Source organism: Kaistella sp. (assembly GCF_041824135.1).
GTDB lineage: Bacteria > Bacteroidota > Bacteroidia > Flavobacteriales > Weeksellaceae > Kaistella.
In genome coordinates this window covers 1-15,898 of sequence record NZ_JBGZYM010000004.1, presented here as the reverse complement: position 1 = coordinate 15,898, position 15,898 = coordinate 1, and the positions used below count along the sequence as shown (strand labels likewise).

Below are 15,898 nucleotides of genomic sequence, written 5' to 3'. Positions count from 1 at the left end.
GTTCGAATCCCAGCCGGGTCACAAGCAAAATAACTCCGTCTCGTTTTTCAACGACGTGACGGTTTTTTTTTGCCTGCGTGGTGAAATTGGTAGACACGCCATCTTGAGGGGGTGGTTTCCTATGGATGTGCTGGTTCGAGTCCAGTCGCAGGCACAACGCAAAGCAGTAATGTTTTAGGAGTAATTTTAATTGCTAATAACTCATACTTATTAAATTAAACAGACCGACTCGGTAGCTCAGCTGGTAGAGCAATACACTTTTAATGTATGGGTCCTGGGTTCGAATCCCAGCCGGGTCACTAAATTACTTCTTCGGAGGTAATTTTTTTTTCATATTAATATTTTGTGATTTGGTTTTCAAAAGTCTTCCCGTAAGGAAGACTTTTGATGTTTTAAGAAGTCAAAAAATTAAATAATGCTATTCAGTGTAGCTGAAAACTTTAGCTTTAAAATAGCTCGCATTCATTGCCGAAATATTGCTGATTGGTATTCCAGCTGGACATTCTACTTCACACGCTCCCGTGAAAGTGCAGCTTCCAAATTGCTCAAGATCCATTTGAAAAACCATATCCAGTGTTCGCTGGTATTCTTCTGGCTTTCCTTGCGGCAATTGGTTCAGATGATTAATTTTCGCCGACGTAAATAGCGCTGCCGAGGCATTTTTACAAGTAGCCACACAAGCGCCACATCCAATACACGCGGCTGCATTCATGGCACTATCTGCAATTTGTTTAGGAACAAGAATAGAATTGGCTTCTGCGGCAGTTCCGGTTTTTGCGGTAATGTACCCGCCATGTTCAATAATCCTGTCGAAAGCTGAACGGTCTACTACCAAATCTTTGATGATGGGAAAAGCGCCCGCCCGGAAAGGTTCTACAATGATGGTATCACCTTCTTTAAAGCTTCGCATATGCAATTGGCAAGTCGTTGTATTGTCGTGTGGTCCGTGCGCTCTCCCGTTAATGAATACACCACATTGACCACAAATTCCCTCGCGACAATCATGTTCAAACGCGATGACTTTCTCATTCTTTATAACCAGTTTCTCGTTAAGATGATCCAGGGCTTCTAAGAAAGACATTTCTTCACTGATTCCGTCGGTCTCATAAGTTTTGAGCTCTCCTTTAGATTCAGGATTTTCCTGGCGCCATATTTTAAATGTTACTTTCATTGCTTTTTTATATTTAATTTTTTTAGAAAGAGAAGTGCCGATTTTTGGTTGGTTAAGTTTTTACTTATAATTTCTTACCGTTGGCTTTTCATATTCAAATTCTAAATGTTCTTTATGAAGAATAAAGTCTCCCTGATTGTATTCCCATGCCGATACGTAGGCAAAGTCCTCATCATTTCTCATTGCTTCTCCTTCCTGGGTTTGATATTCTTCCCGGAAATGCGCTCCACAAGATTCGTCACGTTGCAACGCATCTTTACACATGAGTTCTGCCAGATCAATAAAGTCTGCCAAGCGTAAGGCTTTTTCTAATTCTGTATTCATCTCGTCGCCGTTTCCGGTAACTTTCACCTCGGTCCAAAAGTTTTCCCGAATTTCTTTTATTTGATGAATTGCTTTTTCTAACCCGGTTTTATTTCGACTCATCGCACATTCTTGCCACATCACTTTTCCTAATTCCCGGTGAAAATCATCGACGGTTCTGGTTCCATTGATATCTAATATCTTTTTGATCTGGTCTTTAACTTCATTTTCAATTTTAAGGAATTCTGGATGATCGATGCCATGATGTTTCTCCTTTAATTCCCCCGCCAAATAATTATTAATGGTATTCGGCAATATAAAATATCCGTCGATACTGGCTTGTAAAAGTGAATTAGCACCAAGTCGATTTGCTCCGTGATCAGAATAATTACATTCTCCAATAGCATATAAACCTGGGATCGTCGTCATTAATTCATAATCAACCCAAAGTCCGCCCATAGAAAAGTGAGCCGCCGGGGAAATTTTCATTGGTTGTTTATAAGCATTGATCCCCGTTATTTTCTCATACATTGAAAAGAGATTTCCATATCGGTCTTCAACTACTTTTTTTCCAAAGTTTTTTATAGCATGTTTGAAATCCAGATAAACCGCGTTTTTTAAAGGTCCAACTCCATGTCCGGAATCGATGCGCTCTTTTGCAGCGCGGGATGAAATATCTCGAGGCGCAAGATTACCAAAACTCGGATATCTTCTTTCTAAGTAATAGTCGCGTTCTTCTTCAGGAATGTCTTCTGGCTTGCGGTCATCATTAACTTTCTTAGGAACCCAAATTCGGCCATCGTTTCTAAGTGATTCCGACATCAGCGTGAGTTTTGACTGTGCATCACTGGACTGCGGAAGTGCAGTTGGGTGAATTTGCGTAAAACTCGGTGCAGCGAAATAAGCGCCGCGTTTATGGGCTTTCCAAATGGCAGATCCGTTACATCCAATCGCCAACGTTGATAATCTAAATACGCGAGAATATCCGCCAGTTGCCAAAACAACTGCATCTGCGGCGAAACGTTTAATTTCTCCAGTCATTAAATCTCTCGCAATAACGCCTTTCGCTTTACCATCAATAATGACTAAATCTAGAATTTCATGTCGAGGCAACATTTCAACTTTCTTAGCTCGGATCATTTTGTACAATTGAGAATAAGCGGCAATTAATAACTGTTGACCAGTTTGTCCTCTGGCATAAAAAGTACGCTGTACTTGAACGCCGCCGAAACTTCGGTTCACCAAAACGCCACCATATTCGCGTGCAAATGGAACACCTTGTTGTACAAAGTGATCGATCAAAGGAGCCGATAATTCCGCTAACCGATAGGTATTCGCTTCACGAGAGCGAAAATCTCCACCTTTTAAAGTGTCGTAAAACATTCGGTAAACACTGTCGCCATCATGTTGGTAATTTTTTGCGGCATTAATTCCACCCTGAGCTGCTACGGAGTGCGCACGTCGAGCGGAGTCTTGGTAGCAAAAACATTGTACATCATAACCGAGTTCGGCCAAAGTTGCGGCCGCACCAGCACCAGCTAGTCCAGATCCAACAACGATGATATTTAATTTCTTTCTGTTGGCTGGATTAATGAGGTTGCATTTCGCTTGATAATTTTTCCACTTGTCTTCTAATTTTCCTTCCGGAACTTTTGAATTTAATTTCATAATTATTGAGAATAAATGAGGAGTGATTGAATAATATTTTACTCTAAACTTAAAGGTATGAAAGTAATTTTGATAATCTGTTTCGAGAGATGATGATAAGATGCATAAAGAAATACTGTTCATTATTAAAATAAAAATAGAGCAGTTTTACAGAAGAGCAGTGGAAATAATACATTTAAACATGATAACACTCATTATAATCATTTTGTACGTGTTTTATAATTTCTAATTTTGTCCCAATAAATAACAGTCAAATCTATTTTTATTAAATAATAATATTAAAACTGATTGAGTTTATTACGAAATATGCAATACGAACGCTTATTGCTAACATTAAAATTATTAAAAAATATTCAACATGAAAACATCATTTCTCAATTCAATCAAAAACTAAGTAAAACATTGGTACATTCCTTTGATCGTCGGAATTCTATTTGTGATTCTAAGTATTGCAGTTTTCACCTCACCTCTAAGCTCTTTATTAGCACTCTCCATATTTTTTGCGCTATCCTTTTTATTTAGCGGATTATCTGAAGTTTTCTTCTCTATTTCCAATAGAAATACCCTTCCAAACTGGGGTTGGTCTTTGGCTTTCGGAATTTTAACAACAATTATCGGATTTTCATTAGTCGTTCACCCAGGATTGTCAATTAGCGTGCTCGCGTTTTATATTGGCTTTCTGTTGCTATTCCGTTCTATCGCTTCAATAAGTTTTGCTTTAGACGTGAAAAAATATGGAAGTAAAAATTGGGGAAGTCTTTTAGCTTTTGGAATTTTGGGTGCCTTGGCTTCTTTATTTTTAATCTGGAATCCTTTATTTACAGGAATAGGACTTACTATTTTAATGGCAGTAAGTATTTTATTCGCTGGATTGTTCAGTATTTTCTTGGCATTGCAATTAAGAAAAATTCATGTACATGGTAGAAAGATTTCTTCAAACTTAAAAGAACGGTATGATGATTTGATGGAAGAGATTCGCGATGAATGGGATGATTGATCAAACTCATTATTACATAAATATATGTCAATTAATAAAAAAATTTTAAAATAAAAAGTATGAAAACAATTACAGAATTATTCGATTTTAAAGGGAAAGTAATTATCATTTCCGGTGCAGCTGGAGCGATTGGTAGTGAAGCTTCCCGATTTTTAAGTTCTCTGGGTGCCAATGTCGTATTATCTGATCTGAATGAAGAAAAAGTAATGAAACTGGCTTCCGATATTCAATCTGAAACGGGAAACGAAACTCTTGGAATTAAAACTGATTTTACAGAAGAAACTCAGATCGAATCCCTCATTAAAGCAACAGTGGACAAATTTGGTAAAATCAGTGGCGTTGTAAACAACGTTGGTTGGGGTGCCAATACACCACTTTGGGGATCTGATTCTCAAAAAATGATTGATGCTTACAAATTAAATACTTTGGGAGCCTATAATCTGACAAGATTCTCGATGCCTTATCTGAAAAAAGAAGAAAATGCCTCCGTTGTATTTTCGGGTTCCATGGTTGGAAATACACCTTCCCCGGAATTTATAGAATACAGTACCGCAAAAGCCGGTTTGCTGAATATGGTTAGAAGTATGGCAGTTGCATCAGGACCGGAAGTTCGTTTCAATTCGTTAATTATAGGAACTGTGGACAATGGAGCTTCTTCTAAAGAAGCGGGTTACACGCAGGAAATGATCGACAATGTGGTGAAAGGGATCGTCTTGAAAAGACGCGGTGTGCCTGAAGACATCGCTTACGCAATGGCATTTTTAATGAGTGGTGCGGCTTCGTGGATCACGGGCGTAGAATTGACTGTGAATGGCGGTGGCGTTTACAAAACAAAAATGCCAACTTCGTAAGAATGTTTTTTTCAGGGAAACATATTATTTTTCAAAATACAGTAGGCAAGGCACTTTTACTTTGCCTGCTGTTTTGTGCTTTTCAAACCAGTTTTTCACAGGAAACTCAGAAGATCAATCCGGAGTTTGCGAGTGGTAATTTCATTGATGAAGTTCGCATCATTATTCTTGAAAATGATCTGGAAACTGTGCTCTCCGAAGACGAAATGGAAAATTTTTACAAAGCTTTTTTCATTAAACCCGGAAGTACTTTTAATCCCTTACTGACAGATCTTGCGCTTAACAGAATTAAGGAAGAAAAAAATGTGACCAGCGCGCAATACGAATTGTTTGAATCCGCTACCGGAACCGGAACTCTAGGCAGATCAGTTTTACTTAAAATTTTTGTGACCTTAAATGAATTCAAAGAAGGCAGCCCTACTAAAAAGGGGTTTTTAACCAAGAAAGGTGCGAAAGATTTTCCGCTAATTTACGAATCATCTCAGGCACAATTCAAATTATTTTTAAATGGTGGATTAGGACTTTATAATGATGTAGATCCGCTTTTTGCGCAGGGTAAAGCCTTTACTCAGGGAAATCCTATCGCAGATCTGCCGGCTGAAAAAGGAACACGTTTTTGGGCCGAAGCATTTTTAGAACCCGGCATTTCCGGTATTACCAAACTGGGAAATTCCAATATCTATGCTTATGGAGAAATTTCAGCGCTTGCTTCGGCTCGTAACACCACTGATATTTATTCTTCCGGCAGTGCGGCTTTTATCGATTTCGAAAGATTGTACGGTGGTTTTTTAGTTACCGGTTTTGGTAAAAATAAGGATATCACCATCAACGCCAATTACGGCCGCAATTTTTTTCAACTGAATGATGGTTTTTTATTTTCCCGCTATTCCGGTTCTTCCAATGCTGGTCCTCGCGGAAGCGTTTATCTTTCCTCCCGAACTACTTTTCAAAAAAATGCAAATTTCTCCGTTCAATGGAAAAAATTCCGTTTATCCGGACATTTCGTAGAGCCGCAGGAGTTATTCAAGGATAAACAGCAGAACATTAATTATGCGATCGGTACTTTTAACTTTAACAATAATAAAAATCTGGACACCGGGATTTCCTACATTCAAACCAGTGGCGGAACAGGAAAATATGCAGTACCGGACGGTTCTGTAAATAAAAAAGGAATGTACCTCATCAATCCGAAATTGTGGCTGACCAATATCGCAGACACTGGATTATTTTTCAAAATCCGAATACGCTTTTCAATCACATACGGAAGAAGATATGAGCTCTCATGCGTGGTACGCAGGTTTTGGGTATAGTTTTAAAGATATTAAAACTTCACCCTCTGTTTTTTACCGCTATTCTTTTATGAAAGGCGACGATCCCGACACAAAAACCTACGAAAGATTTGATCCCATCCTTACAGGTGGACTTGGAAATTGGGTGCAGGGTTTAAATTTTCGCAAGGTTTTAGGAAATGGAAATATCAAAACCCACCGACTAGAATTGACGAGCTGGCTTAATAAAAGTATGGCTATATCGCTGGATTATTTCTATCTGCAAGCCGACCAACTCAATAATCTGGGTGGTTTACCACCAATATCTGTTTTAAAAAATAAGGAACTTGGACACGAAACTACTTTAACATTGAAAGGATTGCTCCAAAAAAACCTTACCTTATTAGGCGTCGTCTCTTACGGTATTCCTGGAAAAGGTCTTCAGCAGGCATTTCCGGAGAAATTGCCCAATTGGCTCACCGTGCAGGCGGCGCTTTTTATTAACTTTTAAAATTAAAATATGGACGCTCAAAAAAAACAAAAATTATTGAAAGGTGCGGTGATCACAGGGATCATTAATGCAGTAATCAACGGCGGAATTCAATATTTCTTTTTGAAAGGAAATAGCAGTATTCCAATTTCCGTGGATTCCATTACCAATGATACCGCAACTGTTTTAGGAACTGCAGTTATGTTGGCGATCACGCTTTCCATGATATTGACCTTGGTTGCGTATTTTGGAATAAAAGAAAAGAAAGCCGCTTTCTTTCCAACTACTTTTTTATTAGCGTTAAGGCATGGTTTTGTAACTTTCGGTATTTTAACTTCGCTTTCTGTTGTATGGCAGAAGTATGTTGGAACATTTGAAGTTTCGCTGGTTTCTGCATTAATCATCATTGGGGTAATTGCCGGTTTAGTTTCTGGCTTTGTAAACTATTTTACATTAAAAGAAAGCGTAATTTCGGAAGAACAAAAAATGTAAAATATGAAAATAAAGTTCTTAATTATTCTTGGGTTGATCATTTCCGGTGTCACAAAGGCTCAGGTTGAAGAAGACTCCATTTCTACACAAAAATACACGCCGTATGACTTGCTGTCCAGTTATTACAACAAAGACTTCAAACCGTTTAAAAAGGGAACGATCTATACTGGATTTGCAATGTCTTTGGAAGACCGACAGTCCGAAAATACCGAAAATATTTTCCAGAAAACTTTGGAAGGAGATAAGGTTAATTTTGATTTATTCTTAAAAGGTGGTTACTACATCAGTGATTACGGAATGATTGGATTGAATTTTAATGTTTTTGAAAAAAGATTTGAAGGCGTTTTATTTAAAGACCCAGATAATTTAGAACAAAAAACCATCACGCGTGGATTTAGCATTACGCCAAATTACAGAACAACTCTTCCTTTAACAGCAAATGAAAGATTAAGTTTTTTCACCACAGTTGGCGTGACATTAGGTAAAAGCAATACGCTGAAACGGGAAACCAAGAATTTTGATGAGGTTGAAAAATCCTTTACCGAAAATTATAATCTCCGAGCAGGCATCAGTCCAGGCGTAAGTTTTTTCGCCATGGAAAATTTTGCTTTAGAAGTTCAATTAGATGTTTTGGGATATGAATTAAATGTAGAAAAAAAGACTAAAAATGATTTGGAAAGATCTCGTGATGTCCGCCAGAATGTTGATTTTAAATTGAATATTTTGAGCGTGAAAGTGGGCTTGGCTTATTACATTATGAACAATAAAAAATCAAAAAGATGAAAATAAAATACATTTGGATGCTCTTTTTCGGTGCTTTATTTTTAAATTCTTGTATACGGGAAGATTATTTCGGAGAATCAGAATATGCCAATATCAAAAATATTTTGGTGAGCAATCAATCTGGAAGTGCCGTTATTAATAATGAAAATGCCTTGGTTGTCGTCGAAATTCCAGCAGGTGTAGATCTTTCAAAAATTAAAATTGAAACATTGGAACTTTCATCCTTTGCAAAAAGTGATGTCAATGCTGGTGATTTTATTGATCTAAATGATGAGGTGAAAGTAAAATATTATTTCAGAAAACGGAACCGCCAGACAATGGACTATTAAAGCAGATGTTGCGTCTGCTACGCCACAATTAAACAATTATGATCTCAATCTTTGGTATTCAACTGCCACCAATTATGAAGAACCGGGACAAAGTGCAGCAAATACCATTTGGGGAACGGGAAACCGCGGCACCCAATTATTGAATAAATTAGCCACAAAACCAATTACCCTCAATGCTGGAAATCGGGCTGCGCAAATGGAAACTTTAGACAACGGACCTTTGGGAAACATCTTTGGAGCGCCTATTTCTTCTAGTTCTATTTTTACGGGTTTCTTTAATCCAGATAATATTGATCCAGCAAATCCCGAAGCAGCCATTGAGTTTGGAACTCCTTTTACCGGAAGACCAGAAAAATTACAGTTTAAATATAATTTTCAACCGGGTGCCGTTAATAAAGATAAGCAGGGAAATGTATTGTCTTACGGTGATGCCTGTGATATTTATGCAATTTTAGAAGTTCGTAAAGATGGCGTCGTGAAAAGATTGGCCACAGCCTGGTTCAGAGGCGAGGATTTGCAGAATCAATTGGTGGTTAAAGAAGTCATTTTTACTTATGGACCTTTGGACAGCAGTTTTCCAGCCTACATGAAACCAAAAAACAATCTCTACGTCGACGCTTCTGAAGCCGCATTTATTTTGCCGACGCATATTACTTTTGTTGCTTCTTCCAGTTTTGCTGGTGCTCAGTTTGCGGGCGCGATCGGAAGTAAATTGGTCGTAGATGATGTGAAAATGATTTATGATTAAACGTAATAATTACAATGAGTACCGTAAATATTTAACCTCACTAAAACATTAATATTAAAAAAAGCAACGATGACAAATATATTTTTTAAGGAAAAAAAACAAATTTTTAGACATTCCGCGAAGATCTTTTCTGCGGCGATGATCTTATCACTAACAACCAATTTTATGGCACAAAATAAAACAGAATTTCTGAGCGCAAAAGAAAGTGAACCCAGTAATTTCGGTTGGATGAAAGGTTTTCCACCGCCGGCAGATAAAGTTTTACATACTTGGGACGGTTCCTTTTTTACCTTTCCAGCAATTCGTTGGAGCGTGGTTCACATGCGGGAAATGTTACCAACCCAAAATGTTTCTAGAGGAACAGAAGCTCCCTCAAAATTATCTTACAACCTGGATAAGAATATCGACGGTTTGACTTTCATGCCCTGGAATGCAAAAAAGAAAATGACTTGGGAAGAATCACTTTGGACCAATTATACCGATGGTATGATCATCATGCACAAAGGAAAAGTGGTTTACGAGCGCTATTTTTCAGAATTAACAGAACATGATGTGCATGCGGTGATGTCTTTAACAAAATCTTTCACTGGAACACTTGCTTCCATTTTAGTTGCGGAGGGAACTTTAGATGAAAACAAACTGGTGACGTTTTACGTTCCTGAATTAAAAAATTCTGCGTACGCTGATGCAACAGTCCGCCAAGTAATGGACATGACTACAGCATTGCAATATTCCGAAGATTACGCAGATCCGAATGCAGATGTATGGCAGTTTTCCAATGCAGGAAATCCTTCCCAAAAACCTGTAGATTATAAAGGACCAAACGGATATTACGAATATTTAGAAACGGTAAAAAAAGAAGGAACGCACGGAGAAATCTTTGGTTACAAGACCGTGAATGCCGATGCGCTCGGCTGGATCATTTCTAAAGCGACCAATAAATCAGTAACAGAATTATTGTCCGAAAAAATCTGGAGTAAAATAGGAATGGAACAGGATGCCTATTATCAAGTGGACGGGAAAGGAATTGCTTTTGCAGGTGGAGGTTTTAATGCAGGTCTTCGCGACTTGGCTCGTTTCGGAGAATTGATTCGCAACAAAGGAATGTACAATGGCAAACAAATTATTCCAGCGCAGTCCGTTTTAGATATTGAAAAAGGCGGCGACAAATCTGCTTTTGCAAAGTCTGATCATCCAGATCTGAAAGGCTGGTCTTACCGAAATATGTGGTGGATGACCGAAAATAAAGATGGCGCTTACGCCGCGCGAGGTGTTCATGGGCAAACCATTTACATCGATCCTGCCTCAGAAATGGTGATTGTAAGAATGGCTTCTCATCCGGTTGCGGGAAATGCAACCAATGATCCGACTTCTTTACCAGCGTATCAAGCCGTGGCTGACTATTTAAAAAAACAAACAAAATAAGTAATTAATCAAAAATCAAAAAAATGGATACAAAAAAGTTATTTGACTTAACAGGAAAAACAGCCATCGTTACAGGTGGTGCAGGAGGAATTGGACAGGCATGCTGCGAAATGTTGGCAGCGTTCGGCGCTAATGTGGTCGTTTCCGATTATAACCTAGAGGCTGCAAAAAAAACGTCGCAATCAATCAATGATAACGGTGGAACATCTATCACAATTGACTGTAATGTTTTGGAAGACGAAGCATTGGTAAATTTGGTCGATAAAACGATGGAGCATTTTGGAAGCATTGAAATCTTAGTCAACAACGTTGGTGGAGGTGGTGCTGGAAAAGAAAGTCCGTACGATATTGAAGTAGCACAATTCAAAAAAGTATTCGATATGAACGTTTTCAGCATGTGGAGATTATGCCAGTTGGTTGCACCACATATGGGGAAAGCGGGCTACGGAAGTATTATCAACATGTCATCGATGGCGTCCATTAACAAGAGTCCGGCGATCAGTGCGTATGCTTCTTCCAAAGCAGCGATCAATCACATGACCAGAAACTTAGCTTTCGATTATGGCCCAAATAATATTCGCGTCAATGCAATCGGACCTGGAGCAACAAGAACTCACGCGTTAAGTACGGTCTTGACTCCAGAATTGGAAAAAGCAATGCTAAAACATACACCGATCAACAGATTAGGTGAATCTGAAGATATTGCGGGAGCCGTATTGTATTTTGCTGCACCGATTTCAAGTTGGACGAGCGGACAAGTAATCTTTATTAATGGAGGTGGAGAACAGACTTTGGATATGTAAGTGAGAACCTACTATTTTCAGTTACTTGATACATTTTAAATTAAAATAGATCAAAATATTATCCTTTTTAAAGGTGATTTGTTCAATATTTAAGCCTCTGTCAGAAGTTCTGTAGAGGCTTATTTTATTTAATTATACGTTTTAATTAAATATACTTCGAGAGCATATAAATAGTTCGATTACATCGCATTTACGGTGATTTTCTTTAAAACCTTTTTTCAAAAATTCAAACACTTTTTTAAGAAATTTGTAAATAATAAATAAAATTATCATAATGGAACAAGATAAAAATTTAAGCAATTCAGAGCGCAAACAAAAGATCATAGTTGTTGGTGGCGGACCAGCCGGGGTTCAGGCTGCCTTACGAGCCCAAGAACTTGGAGCAGACGTCACTATTTTGGAAAGTAATAAATTAGGTGGAACTGCATTTAATGAAGGTCCAGCTCCTGTACGAACTCTGGCGAGAGCGGCACGCTTACGTACAGACGCGAAATTATATTCTCAATTTGGATTGGAAGGTGATCTACCAAATGTGAATTTTGGTGAAGCCATCGAAAACGCCAATCGTGTTGCAGCGCACGCCAATGAAGTTTGGCACCTGACTTCGATTGTTAAACACCAGGGAATCACGGTGATTGACGAAGTAGGATTCGCCCATTTCGTCAATAAGAATACGCTGGAGATTTCAGATGGGAGACAGTTCACAGCAGATAAAATTATTCTGGCGGTTGGTGGCGAACCCCGAAAATTATCGATTCCTGGGAACGAACTGGCGCTTTCTTTCCATGATTTATGGCAAATGAAAGAGTTACCAAAGAGAGTGACCGTTGTTGGTGGCTCTGCTACAGGTTGTCAATTGGCCTCAATACTCATCGATTTTGGTGCTGAAGTAGATGTAATAGAGTTTGCAAACAGACTAACACCACCCAGCGACAAAGATATTTCCAGGCGTCTTGAAGAAGCATTTAAAAAAAGGGGAATGAATGTTCTAACTGGGACAGGGTGTGACTCCATTGAAAAAGAAAACGGCAAACTGAAAGTATCTTTTACAAAAGACGAAAAGAAACGATCTTTAGAAACAGATGCCGTTTTTCTAATGGTTGGCTGGCCGGCTAATGTTTCAGGATTAAATCTTGCAGCGGCCGGTGTAGAAATGAACGGACCGTACATCAAAGTAAATGAATATTTACAAACGAATGTCTCTGAAATATTCGTTGCGGGTGACGCAAACGGCGTAAGTATGTTTGTGCAAAGTGCTGCACACCAAGCCAGAGTTGCTGCTGAAAATGCAGTCGAGGGTTCAGAGAAAGTTTACAATCCGCAGGCGATTGCAACTGGCAGTTTTACAGAGCCAGAGTACGGATCTGTTGGTATGACCGAAGATCAAGCACTGCAAGACTACGATTGTTTAATAGAAACTGTAGATTATACAGCTTTACCAAGAGCCGTGATGGACGGACGAACAGATGGATTTTGTAAATTGATTGTAGACAGTAAAACCAAATTACTTTTAGGAGCACACGTTTTAGGTTCCTATTCTGCAGAGGTCATTCAAGTTGCAGCGACTTGCATTGTGGCGAAAATGAATATTCATGATATCGCAGAATTAGAATTGGCATTTCCAACCTTTACCGAAGCGATTGGTATGGCGGCTCAGCGTATTAGTAAGAAATTGCGACTGGAGAATCAACAAAGTGAATCTGTAAAGTAATTCTATTTTTCGAATCCTTTTTGCAAGAATCGCCATTGCCGGAGTTGGTCTAATTCAAGTTTCAAATTTAAACAATCATAAGACATCACAGAAACCATCAAACAATTCTCCATTTAGTCCCAGTTTTCGAATTAGCGGCTAAAATACTGATGGGGAATTATGTTGTCTTTCAATAGGATAAACTCCAGTGCGATCAGAGCAATTAAGGTTATAAGTACGTAACGAAGTGTGTTGTTTTTAAAATTGGTTTTCTATTTGGAATAATCTTAGTCATCTTTCTCGGAATTTTGTAAAGGAGAAGATGTGTCATCTGGTGTGATTTTTTTTCCGATGTATCCGAAGATCATGTTAACGAAAACTACGGTGCCCGTGAACAATAATAAATCCATAACCAAGTAAAATGCAGCAATACAACCTGCAGCAGCACTGCACCAAACCGTAGCTGCCGTTGTAAGACCCTGAACATTTGCACCCTTCTTTAAAATCACTCCTGCACCCAAAAAACCAATTCCCGTTACAACCTGACTTAAAACACGTGTTGGATCAAAAGATTCCCCACCTTGAAATTGTAGTGATAAAAAAACAAAAACACAGGAGCCAACAGAAACCAGCATATTGGTTTTTAAGCCTGCATCTTTTCCCTTAAATTCCCGTTCAACTCCTATTAAAAGTCCGGCTCCAATTGCCAAAAGTATTTTAAAAAGGAAATCAAAATTAAAGCTTAAATCAGGTTGATCTCCAACTCGTGTTAAGAGCTGTTCTGTAGTTAGTATGGAACTTAAAAATAGAGTAGAAATCATCATTTGCTTTGGCTTTTAATTTACGAAGGTTAAAGATATGGGTTTAAAAAATATGTATTTTTTGTAAACTTTGAAACTCTAAAGACTTATTTTTAATCCTGTTACAAAATATAATTCGTGTACTAAATTTTGCGTAAAATCACTCAATCTGTATTCTGTTACCAGTTCAATTTTCATTAAATCACTCACTGCAAAACCTACTCCAGCTCCGATTCTCTGTTCATATTCGGGTTTGCTGGTTTTGGCTACGGTCAGCAGCGTTTCCAGATCTCCGATCATGTAAGCATTGCCTTTCTTAATTTCAGTTCCATTAAAAGAACGGTTGATTGCAAAATTATATCTGAACCGATGAGAAGTTTCTGATGAAGTGATCCGCTGTTCTGCTCGAATACGGTGTTCAAATTCAGTAGCTGTTGGTTTTGTAGTGTACGAATATTCTTCTGTAAATCTTAATTCATTTTCTTTGTCCTTATCAAAGTTTTCTCTAAACCGGTATTGAATTCCAACCGCTACTGCATTTTTATCGCTTAATTTCAATTTGGAGAAATGAGCAAGATCAATTTGCTTTACCTCAAATTTAAAAGATTCATCATCATACCAGATGGTCCGCTCTTCAAGAATAAACTCTTGCGAGAAATTCGTACTTACATCATAATCTAACTTAATATACGGTTCATAGAATCCATTAAATTTTTCCTGGCCAAAGCTGGAAATAGTACCCGTTAAAATGAAAATAATTATGAGTAAATTTTTCATAGATATGTGTTTGTGCAAGTTACTCTTTACTGAATTTCGGTGTCTTTTATAAATTTAGAGGCAAGCATACCTGCAGCGAGAGATAACACAATTACACCAAGTGACAACCATTCCGGGATTTCCACATGGTGAGAAATGATCATTTTTACACCAACAAATGCCAATATTACCACCAAACTGTAATTGATGTATTTGAATTTGTCCAACATACCCACAACTAAAAAGTACATCGATCGTAATCCCATTATAGCCAGGATATTAGAGGTGAAAACGATAAATGGATCCGCCGTAATTGCTAATATCGCAGGAATGCTGTCTATCGCAAAAAACACATCGGTCAATTCTATGATGATCAGTGCTACAAATAATGGCGTCGCATACTTCACACCATTTTTTATTACGAAAAATTTATCGCCTTCAATCGTTGTTGTAACCGGGTAAACTTTAGCGATCCACTTATAGATCTTAAAATCGTGTGGGTCTTTTTGTTCGTTATGACTGAATAACAGTTTAAGCGCAGTTAAGATCAAGAAAACCCCAAAAACATAGATCATCCAGCTAAATTCTGTAATGAGTGCCACGCCAAAAACGATCATTATAGCTCTGAAAACGATCGCACCCAAAACTCCGTAAAAGAGGACTTCGTGCTGATACTTTTTAGGAATTGCAAAAGACGAGAAGATGAGTGCAATAATAAAAATGTTATCAACACTCAAAGAGAGTTCGATTAAATAACCCGTTACGAATTTTAGAACTGCATTTGTTGGGGTGAGGTTCGTTGGGTTCGCGATCCAATTATTCTCGAAGGAAAGATAGACTACTCCCGAAAAAAGCAGAGCACAGGTTACCCAAACACTGGTCCAAATGGCCGCTTCTTTTGTTTTTATTTCGTGAGGTTTTCGGTTAAATACCCCTAGATCTAAAATCAATGCAAAAATTACTACTGCAATAAAAATTATCCAAACTATCATAAGCTATCGATTAAAATGGTGTTCTAATTTTTTTAAAAATCAAATAGATCACCCAAAAGTCCCTTTTTCTTCTTATAATATCTGTCCTTGTCAGAATAATATTTATCCTTATCGGAATAATATCTTTCTTGATTCGGGTAACTACTTCGCTGGGGAACTGGAGGTTGCTGAACCGGTGGTTGCTGAACGGAGCGTTCGATTATTTTATCGAGTTCACCGCGGTCTAACCAAACCCCGCGACAATCCGGGCAATAATCAATTTCGATTCCGTTACGGTCTGCCATTGTTAAGGCAACATTACAATTTGGACATTTCATAATTTTCTATTTTTT

General features: G+C 38.1%; 17 protein-coding genes and 2 tRNA genes. 13 read left to right on the top strand and 6 right to left on the bottom strand.

What is annotated here, in order from left to right; genetic code table 11:
* Window positions 1–71 precede the first annotated feature (71 nt).
* Together ACEYOS_RS00320 and ACEYOS_RS00315 are read left to right on the top strand one after the other, a co-directional pair.
* A tRNA-Leu gene (locus tag ACEYOS_RS00320) sits at window positions 72–154 on the top strand.
* A gap of 72 nt (window positions 155–226) precedes the next feature.
* A tRNA-Lys gene (locus tag ACEYOS_RS00315) sits at window positions 227–299 on the top strand.
* 119 nt (window positions 300–418) lie between these two features.
* Here ACEYOS_RS00315 and ACEYOS_RS00310 read toward each other — a convergent pair.
* A complete protein-coding gene (locus ACEYOS_RS00310) occupies window positions 419–1,171 on the bottom strand; it encodes a succinate dehydrogenase/fumarate reductase iron-sulfur subunit (protein WP_373710249.1) in 753 nt (250 codons plus the stop codon).
* Window positions 1,172–1,231: 60 nt separating this feature from the next.
* Window positions 1,232–3,142: a fumarate reductase/succinate dehydrogenase flavoprotein subunit gene (locus tag ACEYOS_RS00305; protein ID WP_373710248.1), complete on the bottom strand. Its 1,911-nt coding sequence runs from the start codon at window positions 3,140–3,142 to the stop codon at window positions 1,232–1,234.
* 415 nt (window positions 3,143–3,557) lie between these two features.
* Between ACEYOS_RS00305 and ACEYOS_RS00300 the strand changes: the two genes are divergently transcribed.
* The 11 genes from ACEYOS_RS00300 to ACEYOS_RS00250 all read left to right on the top strand — a co-directional run bounded on the left by ACEYOS_RS00300 (window position 3,558) and on the right by ACEYOS_RS00250 (window position 13,039).
* Window positions 3,558–4,139, top strand: coding sequence for an HdeD family acid-resistance protein (locus ACEYOS_RS00300; RefSeq protein ID WP_373710247.1), 582 nt, complete (start codon window positions 3,558–3,560; stop codon window positions 4,137–4,139).
* Between the two features lie 59 nt (window positions 4,140–4,198).
* Window positions 4,199–4,990, top strand: coding sequence for an SDR family NAD(P)-dependent oxidoreductase (locus ACEYOS_RS00295; protein WP_373710246.1), 792 nt, complete (start codon window positions 4,199–4,201; stop codon window positions 4,988–4,990).
* 2 nt (window positions 4,991–4,992) lie between these two features.
* A complete protein-coding gene (locus tag ACEYOS_RS00290; protein WP_373710245.1) occupies window positions 4,993–6,300 on the top strand; it encodes a hypothetical protein in 1,308 nt (435 codons plus the stop codon).
* Window positions 6,263–6,769, top strand: a complete 507-nt coding sequence (locus ACEYOS_RS00285; protein WP_373710244.1) for a hypothetical protein — start codon at window positions 6,263–6,265, stop codon at window positions 6,767–6,769. The genes ACEYOS_RS00290 and ACEYOS_RS00285 overlap by 38 nt, the downstream gene beginning before the upstream one ends.
* Before the next feature lie 9 nt (window positions 6,770–6,778).
* Entirely contained in the window at window positions 6,779–7,240 is a 462-nt protein-coding gene (locus ACEYOS_RS00280) for a hypothetical protein (protein ID WP_373710243.1), read from the top strand.
* 3 nt (window positions 7,241–7,243) lie between these two features.
* Window positions 7,244–8,023, top strand: coding sequence for a hypothetical protein (locus tag ACEYOS_RS00275; protein WP_373710242.1), 780 nt, complete (start codon window positions 7,244–7,246; stop codon window positions 8,021–8,023).
* The gene (locus ACEYOS_RS00270; RefSeq protein ID WP_373710241.1) at window positions 8,020–8,352 is read left to right on the top strand and encodes a hypothetical protein; all 333 of its coding nucleotides are present in this window, start codon (window positions 8,020–8,022) and stop codon (window positions 8,350–8,352) included. Before ACEYOS_RS00275 ends, ACEYOS_RS00270 begins: the two co-directional genes overlap by 4 nt.
* Window positions 8,312–9,100: a PCMD domain-containing protein gene (locus tag ACEYOS_RS00265; RefSeq protein WP_373710252.1), complete on the top strand. Its 789-nt coding sequence runs from the start codon at window positions 8,312–8,314 to the stop codon at window positions 9,098–9,100. The genes ACEYOS_RS00270 and ACEYOS_RS00265 overlap by 41 nt, the downstream gene beginning before the upstream one ends.
* Window positions 9,101–9,169: 69 nt before the next feature.
* Complete coding sequence (locus ACEYOS_RS00260) at window positions 9,170–10,525, top strand: serine hydrolase domain-containing protein (protein ID WP_373710240.1); 1,356 nt, start codon at window positions 9,170–9,172, stop codon at window positions 10,523–10,525.
* Window positions 10,526–10,548: 23 nt separating this feature from the next.
* Complete coding sequence (locus ACEYOS_RS00255; RefSeq protein WP_373710239.1) at window positions 10,549–11,328, top strand: glucose 1-dehydrogenase; 780 nt, start codon at window positions 10,549–10,551, stop codon at window positions 11,326–11,328.
* A 274-nt stretch (window positions 11,329–11,602) separates the two neighbouring features.
* Complete coding sequence (locus ACEYOS_RS00250) at window positions 11,603–13,039, top strand: NAD(P)/FAD-dependent oxidoreductase (protein WP_373710238.1); 1,437 nt, start codon at window positions 11,603–11,605, stop codon at window positions 13,037–13,039.
* A 266-nt stretch (window positions 13,040–13,305) separates the two neighbouring features.
* Here the strand turns inward: ACEYOS_RS00250 and ACEYOS_RS00245 are convergent, their stop codons facing one another.
* From ACEYOS_RS00245 to ACEYOS_RS00230, 4 genes are all read right to left on the bottom strand, one after another.
* Window positions 13,306–13,842, bottom strand: a complete 537-nt coding sequence (locus tag ACEYOS_RS00245) for an MgtC/SapB family protein (RefSeq protein WP_373710237.1) — start codon at window positions 13,840–13,842, stop codon at window positions 13,306–13,308.
* Between the two features lie 75 nt (window positions 13,843–13,917).
* Window positions 13,918–14,595: a DUF2490 domain-containing protein gene (locus ACEYOS_RS00240; protein ID WP_373710236.1), complete on the bottom strand. Its 678-nt coding sequence runs from the start codon at window positions 14,593–14,595 to the stop codon at window positions 13,918–13,920.
* 26 nt (window positions 14,596–14,621) lie between these two features.
* Window positions 14,622–15,566 carry a TerC family protein gene (locus tag ACEYOS_RS00235; protein ID WP_373710235.1) on the bottom strand — a complete coding sequence of 315 codons (945 nt, stop codon included), beginning with the start codon at window positions 15,564–15,566 and terminating at the stop codon, window positions 14,622–14,624.
* Window positions 15,567–15,598: 32 nt separating this feature from the next.
* Complete coding sequence (locus ACEYOS_RS00230; protein WP_373710234.1) at window positions 15,599–15,883, bottom strand: zf-TFIIB domain-containing protein; 285 nt, start codon at window positions 15,881–15,883, stop codon at window positions 15,599–15,601.
* Between the last annotated feature and the right edge of the window lie 15 nt (window positions 15,884–15,898).